The organism is Desulfovibrio sp. (genome assembly GCF_041907885.1).
Classification (GTDB): domain Bacteria; phylum Desulfobacterota; class Desulfovibrionia; order Desulfovibrionales; family Desulfovibrionaceae; genus Desulfovibrio.
Map to the genome: position 1 here is coordinate 23595 of NZ_JAYRGM010000014.1, position 15164 is coordinate 38758.

Sequence of the window (15164 nt, forward strand, 5' to 3'; positions counted from 1 at the left end):
CCCTGGGGTTGCGGTGCAGGCCGTGCCACGCATGGTGTGCCTGATATTGGGCATGTCTATTGACCATAGGGCACGGGCCGTTTGTTGGCAATAAACGGCCCGCACAAAAAAAGCGCCCGGCATCCAATAACACCGGGCGCGGCAAAACAGTTTTTTTGAGTCAGGCCGTGTCAGGCCCAGAGAATGAGGTCTGTCTCCAGCGGCGAGGCCTGCGCCGGATGCACGGGCATGATACGCACGCCGTAGCGGTAGTGACCGCTGAACGAGGGAATGTAACTGGCCACATAGCGCATGTCGTTCTGCTCTTTAACACCCCCGCGTGGTTCAAGCCGCAGTATTTCGGGCTTGTCGCGGAAGCTGCCATTGGGCAGCGCCCTGCCGATAACCAGCTGCACAAGTATTTCTTCGGCCTGCATTTCGCCAAGGTGCATGCGCAGCTGCACGCTCACGGGTTCGCCGCAGATCATGGTATTGTCTTCAATACCGCTGATGGTCAGCTCATCCACCTTCAACGTGCAAAAACGCGCGGGCAGGCTGTTTTGCCAGTTTGCCAGCGCCCGGCAAGCCTCCCAGCTGTTTTCGCGCAGCATGTTGCGCCTGTGCGCTGCCCGCAGATAAAACTGGCGGATATAATCTGTCAGCATGCGGTTGCTGCTGTACATGGCCGTGAGACTTTTGAGCGAACGTTTGGAAGTGTTTATCCACTCCTGCGGCAGATCGGCCTCGTTGCGTTCAAAGTACAGCGGAACAACGGCATTCTCCAGCAGCGAATACAGTGCTTCAGCATCCGCATAGTCATTCTGCTCGCTGCTGGGCAGCTCGGTGGAAACCACGGGGCCGATGGTCCAGCCGTTCTGGCGGTTATAGCCCTCGCACCACCAGCCGTCCGATATGCTCAGGTTGATGCCGCCGTTGACCGGCAGTTTCATGCCGCTTGTACCCGATGCCTCGTGCGGACGACGCGGGGTGTTGAGCCACACGTCGCAGCCCTGGGCCATGATGCGCGACACCGCCAGGCTGTAGTTTTCGATAAAGAATATGCGGCCCAAAAAGCGAGGGTCGCGGGACATGCGCAGCACTTCCTGAATCAGGTTGATACCCGCCTCGTCCGCCGGGTGCGCCTTGCCCGAAAATACCAGTACCACAGGCCTGTTGGCGTTATTGAGAATGCGCGCCAGCCTGTCCGGGTCGGCAAAAATGAGCGTGGCCCGCTTGTAGGGGGCAAAGCGCCGGGCAAAGCCGATGATGAGCGTATCTGGCTTGAGCATGGATTCCATACGTTTGCGCTCGTCGGACGGCAAATGGTACTTCTGGATAAAGTCCGGTATGCGGCGGCGCAGATCGTCGAGCAGGGCTTCCTTCTGGTGCATGCGGGCTGCCCAGTATGCCTCGTCGGGAATCTGGTCCACCTTGTCCCACACGCCGGAGCCTGGGGGGGCCTGCATCCAGCCAGAACCAAGATACTGGCGCAGCAGTTCGTTCATCCAGCTGCCCACATACGAGGGCACGTGAATACCGTTGGTCACATGGCTGATGGGGGTTTCGGCCACGGGCAGGCTCTTCCACAGGTTGTTCCACATATGACGCGAAACAACACCGTGCAGGCGGCTGACACCATTGGCCCAGCACGAATGGCGCAGGGCCAGCACGGTCATCTCAAAGGCATTGCTGTTGCCGCCCTCAATCTGCCCAAGCTGCACAAACTGCTGCCACGAGATACCCAGATTGGCCGCTATGCCGCCAAAATACCGCTCCATAAGCTCCAGCGAAAAAGATTCGTTGCCAGCAGGTACGGGCGTATGGGTGGTGAATACCGTATTGGACCGCACCCGCACCGTGGCCTCGGCATAGTTCATGCCCAGGCTCAGGCACTCCTGCATGCGCTCCATGGCCATAAAGGCCGAATGCCCTTCATTCATGTGAAAAACACTTGGCGTAATGCGCAACGTGCGCAGCATGCGCATGCCGCCCATACCCAGCAGCATTTCCTGCAACAGCCGCACCTCGCGGTTGGCCTCGTACAGTTTGTCGGTAATGCGGCGGTCTTCGTCGGTATTGCGGCGCGTGTCCGTATCCATGAGGTACAGGGTTATGCGGCCCACGGCCAGCTTCCATACCCGCGCAAACAGCAGGCGGCCCGGCAGCTCAAGCTGCACGTAAACCGGCTGTTTGTCGGCATCGTACACCATGGATATGGGCAAAAGACCAAAATTGTTTACCGGGTACTGCGCCACCTGACGGCCTTCAGAATCTATATCCTGCCGGAAGTAGCCGTTTTTGTACAAAAGCCCCACAGCCACAAGGGGAATTGCCATATCCGAGGCCGATTTGAGATGGTCGCCAGAGAGCACGCCCAGCCCGCCGGAATAAATGGGAATGGATTCGCTCAAACCGTATTCTGTCGAAAAGTACGCAATGGGGGCTTCGGGCGTCACATCCTCGCTCAACGAGCGGATGGGCTCTGCCATATAGGCATCGAACTTGGCCACAACCTCGCGGTACATGCTCATGTAGTCTTCGTTTTCCAGCAGATCCCGAAAGCGCTCAGGCGACGCCTGTTCGAGCATCTGCAAGGGATTGCGCCAGTTTTCCCACTGCGAGGGGCTGAGCGCCATGAACAGGGCCTTGGCCTTGTCGTGCCAGCACCACCACACGTTGCGGGCAATGTCGCGCAGCCGGGCGAGCTCTTCTGGTACTTCGGCCACGGCCATGATGGGGCGCAGGAATGGCGTTGTGGAACACGAGGTGGAAAGCACGCGGGCCAGGGCCACATGCCCGGCATCGCAGTTTACACGGCTGGAGGCCTTTTTGAGGGCCATGGTAAAGGCCGTGATGTAATTTTCAAAAAAGAACTGCCACGATGTTTTTTCTGCCAGCGCCCGTGCCTCGGCCCTCCACTGCGGCAGATTGTCCACCGCGCAGGTGGCCGCCCGCATCAGATGCTCGTGCAGCACGGTTGCGCTCTGCTCAAAATTCATGCCGCGCCGCAGCATGACGCACACGCCGTTTTGCGAAGCGGCATCCTCCTGCAACTGCCCCTTGGCCCACATGCCAAAGCCCGAAAGATCCGTTGTCAGCGTGGGCACGGCCCAGGCCGCGCTTTCCTGCGGGGTGTAGCCCCAGGGTTCGTACCACGAGGGAAAACAGCCCACATCGCAGGCCGACATTACCTCGTCATACGGCATATTCAAAAAGCCGTCTTCGCCATTGAGCATGGCCGGCACAAAAATAACCTTTATCTTGTTTTCCGGGCGGTTGTTGAGCCCCAGACGGCGGCAGGCATTGAGGATGGGGTCTTGCGGGGCATTCCAGGCAAAATGGGAGCAGATAAACGGCTGACCGTTGTCATCCGCGCCGGGTTCGCCGTTAACAGCGGCGGTGTTAACGCCCGTATGCCCGCCCATGACGAGGCACAGGGCCAGAATGGACGCTTCCGTTCCTGCAAGGCTCTGCTCCATGCGGGCAAGGGCATCAAGAAAGATATCCACGCCCTTGTTATGCATCTCGTACCGACCAGAAATGGCAAAAATACGGGTATTTTCTGGCAGTTCGCAACGCAGAAACCGGTTTGCGGCCGCCACAATGCGCGCCCGGTGTGCCACCGGAAGCGCCCGGTCCACCGAATAATCAGGCACAAGCCGCATATCCAGACCGTTGGTGGTGATCACATCGGGCTGGCGGCCCAGCAGAACCGTGGATTCCTCGCCGGTAATGGGGCTAACCGTGGTAAAAACATCGGCCTCGCGCGCGCTGGCCCCTTCAAGCGACCACTTGGCCGTGATGTTCAGGGCTGCGGCCTCGTTGGCCGGATTGATGTTGCGCAGGTTTGAATAGATGTCGCGCCCGGTTCCGGCCATGGCCCGCCCAAGCATGGTGGCGTGGGTGGTAAAAACAGTGCCAATGCCGGGTGCAAGTTTTTTAAGAGACAGCAGGCCCGCGCCGCACATCCACTCATGGAACAGGGCCACGCTGCGCCCTTCCACTGGTTCAACGCGGCTTTCGTGAATGGCCGCAATAACCGCGCCGCAGGCCGTGGCAAACATGACCGGCTCAATGTAATCCCAGCCGCCAGAGAGCGAATCAACGCCGTAGCCCTTCCACAGATCGTACAAAAGCTGGTTGCTCGAATACCGCTTGGCAAAATCGACCAGTATCACCTTGGGCCTGCCGGGGATGTTCCAGCGGCCCATGCGGCACTTGAGATCCCTTGTGGCAAAGGCCATTTTAAGGGAATCCCACACATTTTCGTCTGTTTCTTCAAAGCCGGGATTTTCGGCCAGGGCCGGGCCAAGAAGAAAGTAATCCTCGCCAAACTGTTCCACAGCCTGCAAGGCCTTGCTGCTGACCACAGAAAAAATGCCGCCCACCTTGTTGCAGACTTCCCAGCTTACCTCAAACAGTGTGACCGAATTATTTTCAAAATTCATGGTTTCTCCTTATGGAAAGGCCATTCAATCAGGCTGAGGCTCCAGTTCCTGAACTGAGGCGGCTTTGGCTTGGTCTGCGCGTTTTGACTGTCTTGCTGGCCAGCTCGGCGGCATCAAGGCGCAATTCAAGGTCGGCCAGAACATTCATGTAGGTTATGTAGGCATCGTAGGGGCTGTCGAAAGGATTGGGCCTGTCCTGACGCGGGCCAGAAAACCACTTGGTGGACATGTGGCGGAAGTGGTCGGCGGTTTGCAGGCGCGCAAAATCGTGCAGCAGCATTTTGTCGCCACTGGCGCGCACGCGGGCGGCAAGGCTGTAGAGGGCGTGGATAGCGTCTTTTTGCATGTCGTTGCCAAGCCACGAGGTGAGGTCGTTTCCCGAATCCTCCCACGACATGAACTGCGGCACGTCCACTTCGCCCGCAGGCTTGTGCTTTCCGGCCAGTGATGCGGGCGTGACAAAGCTGAAGCGGCTGTCGGCCAGCAGGGCTTCGGGCAGGGCCGCCATAAAGTCGAATATGCCCGAATCGTGCGCATGCCGCAGACCAAACATATGAATATCATTAAAGATATTAATCACATCCGCATGATCTGCCAAACTGTGGAGCCACGAGGCATATTTTTCTGCAGTAAGGGGCCATCCGCTCCAGGTTCTGTCGCCAAAACGCAGGCCCATGTCGTCTGAAAGGGCGGCGTTGCGCAGCAAAAGGTTCATCCTGGGGCCAGAAACAGGGCGGTAAACCCAATTGGGGCTGCGCCAGCCAAGCACATGATCCGTGCCCTGGGCCAGAGCTGTCTTGAAGCCAAGCTGTTGCAGGGCTGCGGCCAGATCGTTGTTGAACACGCACTCGGTGTGCATGAAGCTTGTGGGCTTTTTGCCAAAAAGGCTTTTGATCCTGGCGCTCTGCGTCTTGACCTGCCGGTCGAATTCTTCGCGCGAATACAGAAATGCCAGCGAGTGCGCAGAGGTTTCGGCCACAAATTCCACGCAGCCCGTGGCCGCCAGCGCACCGAGGCTTTCTGTCACTTCTGGGGCGTACTGTTCAAAAAGATCAAGGGCAGTGCCAGAAACACACAGCGAAACCACAAACGCGCCCTCAAACCTGCGCACAAGTTTGAGCAGCATTTCGCAGGCTGGCAGATAACACAGGCGTGAGGCACGCAGCACAGCCTCGCAGTTGCGGTCGTCATCTTCGTAAACAGAGCTCTGCCCCATGTCGAAAACGGTATACCGGCGTAACTGGTAGGGCTCGTGGATGGTAAAGCACAGACATAGCGCAGGCATCAGTGACCTCCAATGACATCCCGGTAAATGGTCAGCAACTGGTGGGCGGCATTTTCCCAGCGAATGGACTTCATTTCTTCCCGGCAGTTTTTCACCAGCTCGGCGGCAAGGCAGGGATAGCGCAACACGGCGCATATTTTGTCTGCCATGTCGGTGGTATCCCAAAAATCGGCCTTCAGGGCGTGCTCCAGCACTTCCGAAACGCCAGACTGGCGCGAGAGCAGCACCGGCACATCGTAGAGCATGGCCTCAAGCGGCGTGATGCCAAAGGGCTCTGAAACGGATGGCATGACGTATAGATCGCTGAGGGCAAACATGCGGTCCACGTCCTGACCGCGCAAAAATCCGGCAAAATGGAAGCGCTTGCCAATGCGCAGCTGCCCCGCCCTGCGGATAAGCTCTGGCAGCATGTCGCCGCTGCCAGCCATAAAAAAGCGCACGTTGGGGATCTTTTGCAGCACCAGACGGGCCGCTTCCATAAAATATTCCGGCCCTTTCTGAAACGTGACGCGGCCCAGAAACAGCACGCGCTTTTCGTGCCGTATGCGCTCTGGCACAAGATAGTGCCGCTGGGCCTCGTGCCGGGCCACGGCATTGTGAACCACCACAACCTTTTCTGGCGCTGCGCCGTAGCGCTCGATGACGGTTTTGCGCGTCAGGCGGCTTACGGCAACCACCACATCGGCTGCGTTGAGCCCGGCGCGCTCGATGCCCGCCACCTGCTCGTTGATATTCAGGCCGCTGCGGTCGTATTCCGTGGCGTGGATATGCGCCACCAGCGGTTTGCCCGTGAGCGCCCTGGCCAGCATGCCCGCCGGATAGGTCATCCAGTCGTGTACGTGGATGACGTCAAAATTTTCCTGCACCGCAATGGCGGCGGCAAGCCTGCTGTAGCGGTGTACCTCGGTCATGAGGTCTGGCCCGTAGCCCCCGTGCAGCTCAAAGGTTACGGACTCTCCGCCAGAAACAGCGTGCGCATAACTGCCGGGGATATGGCCAACGCACTGGCTGGTAACCGTGCATTGCGGCCCCTGCCGCAGATATTCCAGCGCTTCGGCATAGCCCTGGGGAGTCAGGTAGGGAACCAGCGGGCTTTCCACCGGCAGGCAGCGTATGCTGCTGGCCCACAGGTCTTGCCCTGCAACGGCCATGCTTTCGGCAACCTGCTGGCTCACGGGCGTGCCCGATGCCCCGCGCATGCGCAAAAATCCGTTCTGCCCGGCGCTCCCTTCCACACGGGGCAACACAAAGATGATTTCCGCACCTTTTTTTGCCAGGGCCTGCGTCATGCCAAAACATGCCGTACCCAGCCCCCCGCTGATATGGGGCGGAAATTCCCACCCAAACATAAGCACTCGCATGACGGAATACCTACTCCTCGCTGCCGGGTGTTACCGGGTAAACGGTCATGGCTGCTCGGCACACGCCGGTTTTGTCGCCAGAAGAGGGGTTGGCCAGACAGCGGGCCACCTGCCACTCCCATTGACTGTATATTTCTGGTGCGGCTCTTTGCATGTTTTTGAGCATGCGCAGACACTCTGCCACGCTCCAGGCCTGGGCGGTGCAGCCACCAGGTGCATACGGCGGCGAACCGTCAAACACTTCTGAAATACTCCCCATGCCCGCCTCGCACAGATGCTTGCAAAACAGCGGGGTAAGCGTATCAAGCAGCCCCTGCACAGCACCGTTCAGATCCCAGGCGGTTTGCAGCAGGGCATCGGTATAATGGCCCAGCAGCCAGGGCCATACGGTTCCCTGATGGTAGGCCGCGTCGCGGCTGTGGGCATTGCCGCCGTAACGCCCCACATAGGCGGGAGAATCAGGGGCAAGGGTGCGCAACCCATAGGGCGTGAGCAGACGGTTGCGCACGCATTCCACCACCTGGGCGTGGCAATCATCGATAAGCACCGCATGCGGCAGCGAAACCGCAAATATCTGGTTGGGACGCACGCTGCGGTCGAGCTGGCCATCACGCCACACATCGCCCAGATGCCCGCCGTCGTCGTTGGTCCAAAAACGGCGCAAAAACGCATCGCGCAGGGCGGCGCGCTGGCGCTCGCCAGTGAGCAGCGGTTCGCGGAAGGCGGCGGCAAGGCTGTCGGCAAAGGCAAGGGTATTGTACCAAAGGGCATTGACTTCAACCGGGCAGCCGTGACGGGGTGTAACAGGCTGGCCGTCCACCTGGGCATCCATCCAGGTGAGCTGGGTGTGGGCATCGCCCGCGTGCAGCAGGCCCTCGGCATCCACAAAAATACCCATGCCCGGCCCGCGACGGTAGCCCTTGATGATGGATTTAAGCGCTTCCCAGGCATGCTGCTGCGCCCAGGCCAGACCATCGGGAACCGTTGTCAGCATCTGTTGCAGGGCAAAGGCGTACCACAGCGAGGCATCCACAGAGTTGTAGGCGTGCTCGCCAGACTCGGAAAACATGTTGGGCACAAGTCCGTTGCGGATATGCTGACCAAGATCGGCCAGCACACGCAGGCCAAATTCTTCGCGCCCGGCGTGGAATGTCAGCCCTGGCAGGCTGATGAGCGTATCGCGGCCCCAGGCGTCAAACCAGGGGTAACCGGCAAGCACGGCGGGCCGACCCGATGGCGTGGTGATGCAAAACTGCTCCCCGGCATGGCTCAGCTGCCCCACCAGCCCGCCGCCCTTGAGTTCTGCCGCCGTGTGGGCGGCGGTGCGGGTTCGGCTTTCGGCCTTCCACTGCCGGACAAGCTCATCGGCGCAACTGCCTGCGCTGCCACCAGAACTGCTGCCTGGGCACGGTTCCGTACCGGCGGCCACATACACGCAGCCGCCCTGCGGCAGGGGGGGCAGGGCTATTTCGAGCACGCCCGGCATGAACAGGTCTTCGCTGTCGTCAAAGCCGCGCTCGCGCTCCTCAAAATATTCCACGTTGCGAAACCAGTCTGGCGCGGGAACAAAGCTGACGGTCTGGGCAGAAGCTTGCCGCTCTTTTGTTTCTGCCGCGCCATACGTTTCTGCCGCGTCAGGCATTGTGGCGGGGTCGGCCACCATGGCGGCCTGAATGTACAGCGAAGGCAGGCTTTCGTAGGGGCGTATGCCAAAGCCGCCCGCCACCTTTTGCGTGTCGTGCCGCAGGCAGGGGTTGGCCCGCGTGAGGGCATGAACATTGCGAAAGGCCAGCAGGGGCTTGATGCGCAGCACCAGCGGAGGAATTCCCTCTGGCCCGCGCAGCTCATAGCGCAACAAAACCCGGCTGGTTTCACGGGCCAGCAGAATCTCTCGGCTCAGGCTTACCTCGCCCACGCGGTAAACACTTTTCGGCCATTGATCCAGTTCAATGGCCTCAAGATATTCATGCCCGTGGGGATAGAGCGTGCCGGGGTGCTGACGGGTGGAAAAGAAAAATTCCCTGTCCCCGCCGAAGACGGATTCCTCAAGGGCAGAGAGCAGCACATGCCTGCCCTGCGGTGTATTGACCGCAAGCAAACCGTGGTATTTGCGCGTATTGCAGCACAAAATGCTGCTGCACGAGCAGTCCCCCCGCCGATTGGCGAGCAACCACTCCCGGTGCAGGGCCCTGCGCGTGTTCTGGCAGGCTGCTTTGTCAAAGCTGAACCGCATACGGCCTCCTTGACGCACGGTTTAAGCGCGACGGCGAAAGCTGCGGAATGGAGAAAACGAGGCGCAACTGCCGTCATACCGCCGGGCAAGCGCTGCGGCGGGTAAATATGCGGCAATATTATGTGGAAGGGTTACGGCAGCAAGGGCACAGAGAGGAACGGAAACAGCCGGAACTCTGACCACATAAACCGCAACAGGGGGAAAACATTGGGGTAACCAACTTTTCTCCCCGTATTTACGATTCTATCGTATCCCATAAAATTTCAGATGTCGAGCCAGACGCTCTTTTGTTTTTATTCAGCGTGCCTGAGTATGATCAGCAATTCCATGGTAAGCGCAGCACTTGCAACGTTCACAAAGACAGTTGACAAACTGGCAACAGCCTGACGACCGCAGTATTACAAAACCCAATTTTATTTTAAAAACACGTAAGGCAAAAATTGCGTGTAACCAAAAATCTTTTTGCATTTTCAAATGGCACGCCTACAGCCCGCCCGACGTGAGCAGCCCAGACCACTGGGGGCATGCAGGCCCACGGTAAAGCGCTGCCCTGCCGCACTGGGGGCTTTTTCTTTGTTCATTTTTAGGGTACGCTTGTTCGTTGCTCACAATTTCAGCATACCTGACGGGGGTAGTTCATGAAAGCACTTGGTCGTTGGATCGGGGCTCTGGCCCTCACCCTGCTTGTGCCTGTTGCGGCGCTGGCTGGTGACATCAAGGTGGGTCTCATGTGTCCGCTTACGGGCAAATGGGCGTCCGAAGGTCTGGACATGAAAAACATTGTCACCCTGCTGGTTGACGATGTGAATGCCAAGGGTGGCATCAAGGGCCGCAAGGTTCAGCTTGTGGTCGAGGACGACGCAGGCGACCCGCGCACTGCCGCTCTGGCCGCGCAAAAGCTGGCTTCTGCCGGTGTGGTGGCTGTTATCGGAACCTACGGCTCTGCCGTGACCGAAGCCAGTCAGAGCATTCTGGACGAAGCGGAACTGGTGCAGATCGGCACCGGCTCTACCAGCGTGCGCCTGACGGAAAAGGGCTTGCAGCTCTTTTTCCGCACGTGCCCGCGCGACGACGCGCAGGGCAACTCTGCTGCCGAGGCCATTAAAAAAGGTGGCTACAAGGCTGTAGCCCTGCTGCACGACAATTCTTCCTACGCCAAGGGTCTGGCAGAAGAAACCAAGGCCGTGCTTGAAAAGGCTGGCACAAAAGTTGTGTTTTATGACGCTCTTACCCCCGGAGAGCGCGACTACACTGCCATTTTGACCAAGCTCAAGGCCGCCAACCCCGACCTGGTTTTCTTTACCGGTTACTACCCTGAAACCGGCATGCTGTTGCGGCAGAAAAAAGAAATGGGCTGGAATGTTCCCATGATGGGCGGCGATGCCGCCAACCATCAGGATCTGGTAAAGATCGCCGGTACCGAGGCCGCCACGGGCTACTTCTTTATCAGCCCGCCGCTGCCCCAGGATATGGACACGCCTGAAGCCAAGGAATTCCTCAAGGCTTTCAAGGCCAAGTACAATACCGTGCCTGTTTCGGTGTGGGCCGTGCTTGCTGGTGACGCCTTCAAGGTTATCGAAGGCGCGCTTGAAGCGGGCAAGGACACGCCCAAGGCCATGGCTGCCTGGCTCAAGGAGCTCAAGGGCATGCCCGGTCTTTCTGGCAACCTTGGCTTCAACGCCAAGGGCGACCGCGTGGGCGAGTTTTACCGCACCTACAAGGTGGACGCCACAGGCAACTTTGTTTTGCAGCCCAAGTAGTGTGGTGCGGCCACAGGCCGCGCCCGTGCTGCACAGATACACGCCAGGAGCATAAACCGCCCCGGCGAAAAGCGTAGCCCGCTGCGGGCGCGTTCATTACGGCGGGCGACCGGAATGCCGGTCGCCCGCCAAATGCCGAGTACCAACGCCGAACATTATGGAACAATTTCTCCAACAGCTTTTGAACGGCCTGGCCGTGGGCGGTATCTATGCGCTTGTGGCGCTGGGGTACACCATGGTGTACGGCGTGCTCAAGCTCATCAATTTTGCCCACGGCGACCTGTTTACCATTGGCGCCTATCTGGGGCTTACCCTGCTTGTCAGCTGCAACATGGCCGGTGCGCTCAACCCCTTTCTGGCGGTTGCCGCCGTTTTTATCATGGTTGCGCTGCTGGTTGCGATCATAGGCTTTTTGCTTGAGCGCACGGCATACCGCCCCCTGCGCAATGCTGGCCGTCTTTCTGCCGTTGTTTCGGCTCTCGGCGCATCCATATTTTTTCAGAATGCCGTCATGCTGGTGTACGGGGCTCGTTTTTACGTGTACCCCGACTATCTGCGCCCCGACTTTACGGTGCATCTGCTCGGCCTTGAAGTGCCCGGCGTGCGCCTGCTGGTTATTGCGGCCAGCATAGTGCTGATGCTCGGACTTTCTACCTTTATCCAGCGCACGCGCACGGGCGCGGCTATTCGCGCCGTTGCCATCGACCCCGGTGCTGCGCAGCTCATGGGCATCAATGTTGACCGCATCATCTCGCTGGTCTTTTTGATCGGCCCCGGCCTCGGCGGCGCGGCGGGCCTGATGGTGGGCATCTATTACGGACAGATCGACTTTACCATGGGCTGGTCATACGGTCTCAAGGCCTTTACCGCCGCCATTCTTGGCGGTATTGGCAACATTCCCGGGGCCATGCTGGGCGGGCTTTTGCTCGGCGTTATCGAAGCCCTGGCCGCTGGCTACATAGCCATTGCCTGGAAGGACGCCATCGCCTTTCTCGTGCTCATTCTCATTCTGATTATCCGCCCCACAGGTATTCTGGGCGAACGCACGGCGGACAAATTATGAAAAATATTCCGTGCAATACCGCTCTCTATGTGGCTGCGGGCCTTGTTTTGTGCGCCCTGCCCTTCTTTTGCAACGCCTACTGGCTCGATGTGTGCGTAAGCATTGGCCTGTACGCCCTGCTGGCGCTCTCGCTCAATGTCATTCTTGGGCAGGCGGGCATATTCCATATGGGGCATGCCGCGTTTTTTGCCGTGGGCGCATACACCACCGCCATTCTCAACACTGTTTGCCACTGGCCCGTACTCTGGGTCATGCCGCTCTCTGGTGCGGCAGCAGCCATTTTTGCCCTGGTGGTGGCCCGGCCCATTATCCATCTGCGCGGCGACTATCTGTTGATTGTGACCATTGGCATTGTTGAAATTGTACGCATCGCACTGATCAACGATGTTTTTGGCCTCACGGGCGGTGCCAACGGTATTTTTGGCATCAGCAGACCCATGTTTTTTGGCTTCAAGATTGTCAAAAGCATGCAGTTCTATTTTCTGGTGTGGGGCATGGTAGGCCTGAGCCTGCTGCTGTTTTACGGCCTGTGGCACTCGCGTTTTGGCCGCGCCCTCAACTACATTAAGGAAGACGATGTGGCCGCCGAAGGCTGCGGGGTCAACGTTACCCACTACAAGCTGGCGGCCTTTGTGCTGGGGGCTTTTTGGGCTGGCATGGCAGGCACGCTCTATGCCGCAAAAATGACCACCATTGCGCCGGAATCATTCAATTTCATGGAATCGGTGATCATCTTTGCAGTGGTCATTCTTTCTGGTGGCAGCCAGCTTGGCGTGCTCATCAGCGCCTTTATGTTCATTGGCCTGCCAGAACTGCTGCGCGAATTTTCCAACGCGCGCATGCTCATATTCGGTCTTGCCATGATGGTTATGATGATCTGGCGGCCCCAGGGCCTGCTGCCCCCCCGGCAGCGGCGCTACCGTGTGGAAACGCCGCCTGCGGCCTCCGACCAGGGGAGGCACGCATGACCCTGCTGCGCCTTGAAGAAATGAGCAAGATGTTTGGCGGGCTTGTGGCCCTCAACGATCTTACGTTTGATGTGGAAGCTGGCAGCATTGTTGGCCTAATTGGCCCCAACGGCGCGGGCAAGACCACGGTTTTCAACTGCATTACCGGCAACTACACGCCAGAGGCGGGGCGCATCTTTTTTGACGGCCAGTCCATTGCTGGCACGCGTCCCCACAAGGTGGTGGAACTGGGCATTGCCCGCACCTTCCAAACCATCCGGCTGTTTGGGCGGCTCTCTGTGCTAGAAAACGTTCTGGCGGGCCGTCACTGCCGCATGAAGTCGGGCCTGCTTTCGTGCATGCTGCACACCCCGGCCCAAAGGGCGGAAGAAAAAGCCGCCGTGGCCCGCTGCATGGAAGAATTGCAGTTTGTGGGTCTGGCCGACCGGTACACCGAAGCGGCGGGCGGCCTTTCTTACGGCAACCAGAGGCTGCTCGAAATTGCCCGCGCACTGGCATCCGACCCGCGCCTGGTGATTCTGGACGAGCCCGCTGGCGGCATGAACGACCAGGAAACCGCCGCCCTGGTTGAAACAATCCGCGCCATACGCGACCGGGGTATCACCGTGCTGCTTATCGAGCACGACATGCGCCTTGTGATGAAGATTTGCGAAAAACTGGTGGTGCTGGAACACGGCACCATGATTGCCCAGGGCAAGCCCGAAGACGTGCGCCAGGATCCCGCCGTTATCGAAGCCTATCTGGGCGCAGACGACGAAAAGTGGTAAGCCATGTCCCTGTTGCAATTGTCTAATGTTCGCGTGCGGTACGGCAGCGTTGAAGTGCTGCACGGCATCGACCTGAGGGTGGAAGAAGGCGAGATAGTCACCATTCTTGGGGCCAACGGCGCGGGCAAAAGCACAACCCTGCTGTCCATCAGCGGTCTTGTGCGCCCCTTTGAGGGCGAGGTTCTTTTTGAAGGGCAAAATCTGCTGCGCCTGCCGAGCCACAAGGTTGTGGGCCTTGGCATTGCCCAGTCGCCCGAGGGCCGCCGCGTTTTTGGCATCATGAGCGTGCTCGAAAATCTGCGTCTGGGCGCTTTTTGCATAGAAGACAAGGCCCGCAGAGAACGCACGCTGGAATGGATTTTTGACCTCTTTCCGCGCTTGCAGGAACGCAAACACCAGCTTGCGGGCACACTTTCGGGCGGTGAGCAGCAAATGCTGGCCATTGGCCGTGCCCTCATGGCCGAACCCCGCCTGCTGCTGCTCGACGAACCTTCACTGGGCCTTGCCCCGCTGCTGGTGCGCTCTATCTTTGAGACTGTGCGCGCCATCAACAAACGCGGCGTCACCGTGCTGCTGGTCGAGCAAAACGCACGCGCGGCCCTCAAGCTGGCCACTCGCGGCTATGTGCTGGAGGTTGGCAGCGTGGTTATGGAAGACAAGGCCGAAAATCTTTTGGCAAATGCTAGCGTGCGCGAGGCATATCTGGGCGGATAAACGCCCCGGCGCAGAATAAATTGCAGCAATACCGGGCAATAAGGTTACGCCCTGCGCCCCACGGCTTGCCAAAAAATTTTCTGCGTGTTTTACTTGACAGAAATTTGCTTTCAACTATATTTTTCCATTCCAACGCGGCGGCTCTTCCGCCGTTATTTTAGCAATACGGCGCTGCTGCGCATGGAGGTTTTGCTATGACCCCTCTGGAAAAAGCCACCAAAACCGCTGAAGGCGTGGTGGTCAACGGTTTTGTTCTTTCCCCGGTGGTTGAACAGTGTTCTGGCTGTGACCGCGTGCGCGAGTTCGAAGGCGAACAGTTCTGCTCCAGCTACCCTGTCCCCGCCAAAAAGTGGACGGCCGGACGCTGCAACTTTGCTACCCATTTCAAGGCTGCTGTTGCTGCTGCCGCCAAGGTCAACCCTTTGAAGGCGTCCAAGCGCGCCGCCAAGGGTGGCCGCTAGGCGACCAAGGCTTACATCGGTTCCGACACGCCGCTGGTGGTCAGTATGCGCATTGTGCGTAAGCAGGCTGCCTTACAACGGTTGTGCCGGGGCTGAAGACTTTTTCAAGGGGCTGCGCAAGCAGC

10 protein-coding genes are annotated in these 15164 nt (G+C 58.9%); 6 read left to right on the forward strand and 4 right to left on the reverse strand.

Annotated elements, in window-relative coordinates; all coding sequences use genetic code 11:
• Positions 1–170: 170 nt before the first annotated feature.
• Genes glgP through ACE3NW_RS08505 form a run of 4 tightly spaced genes read right to left on the reverse strand, consistent with a single transcriptional unit; the run spans position 171 to position 9306 of the window.
• Entirely contained in the window at positions 171–4427 is a 4257-nt protein-coding gene (glgP, locus tag ACE3NW_RS08490) for an alpha-glucan family phosphorylase (RefSeq protein ID WP_374282377.1), read from the reverse strand.
• A gap of 28 nt (positions 4428–4455) precedes the next feature.
• A complete protein-coding gene (locus ACE3NW_RS08495) occupies positions 4456–5712 on the reverse strand; it encodes a glycoside hydrolase family 57 protein (protein ID WP_374282379.1) in 1257 nt (418 codons plus the stop codon).
• A complete protein-coding gene (locus ACE3NW_RS08500) occupies positions 5712–7073 on the reverse strand; it encodes a glycosyltransferase (RefSeq protein ID WP_374282381.1) in 1362 nt (453 codons plus the stop codon). The genes ACE3NW_RS08495 and ACE3NW_RS08500 overlap by 1 nt, the downstream gene beginning before the upstream one ends.
• A gap of 10 nt (positions 7074–7083) precedes the next feature.
• Positions 7084–9306: an amylo-alpha-1,6-glucosidase gene (locus ACE3NW_RS08505; RefSeq protein WP_374282383.1), complete on the reverse strand. Its 2223-nt coding sequence runs from the start codon at positions 9304–9306 to the stop codon at positions 7084–7086.
• 638 nt (positions 9307–9944) lie between these two features.
• Between ACE3NW_RS08505 and ACE3NW_RS08510 the strand changes: the two genes are divergently transcribed.
• The 6 genes from ACE3NW_RS08510 to ACE3NW_RS08535 all read left to right on the forward strand — a co-directional run bounded on the left by ACE3NW_RS08510 (position 9945) and on the right by ACE3NW_RS08535 (position 15039).
• The gene (locus ACE3NW_RS08510; protein ID WP_374282385.1) at positions 9945–11066 is read left to right on the forward strand and encodes a branched-chain amino acid ABC transporter substrate-binding protein; all 1122 of its coding nucleotides are present in this window, start codon (positions 9945–9947) and stop codon (positions 11064–11066) included.
• A 157-nt stretch (positions 11067–11223) separates the two neighbouring features.
• Positions 11224–12129, forward strand: a complete 906-nt coding sequence (locus tag ACE3NW_RS08515) for a branched-chain amino acid ABC transporter permease (protein ID WP_374282387.1) — start codon at positions 11224–11226, stop codon at positions 12127–12129.
• Positions 12126–13097 (forward strand): branched-chain amino acid ABC transporter permease, encoded by a 972-nt coding sequence (locus ACE3NW_RS08520; protein ID WP_374282389.1) that lies wholly within the window; start codon positions 12126–12128, stop codon positions 13095–13097. Before ACE3NW_RS08515 ends, ACE3NW_RS08520 begins: the two co-directional genes overlap by 4 nt.
• Positions 13094–13864 carry an ABC transporter ATP-binding protein gene (locus tag ACE3NW_RS08525; protein WP_374282391.1) on the forward strand — a complete coding sequence of 257 codons (771 nt, stop codon included), beginning with the start codon at positions 13094–13096 and terminating at the stop codon, positions 13862–13864. Before ACE3NW_RS08520 ends, ACE3NW_RS08525 begins: the two co-directional genes overlap by 4 nt.
• Positions 13865–13867: 3 nt before the next feature.
• Positions 13868–14578, forward strand: coding sequence for an ABC transporter ATP-binding protein (locus ACE3NW_RS08530; RefSeq protein ID WP_374282393.1), 711 nt, complete (start codon positions 13868–13870; stop codon positions 14576–14578).
• A 194-nt stretch (positions 14579–14772) separates the two neighbouring features.
• Positions 14773–15039, forward strand: a complete 267-nt coding sequence (locus tag ACE3NW_RS08535) for a PxxKW family cysteine-rich protein (RefSeq protein WP_374282395.1) — start codon at positions 14773–14775, stop codon at positions 15037–15039.
• Positions 15040–15164: the final 125 nt, after the last annotated feature.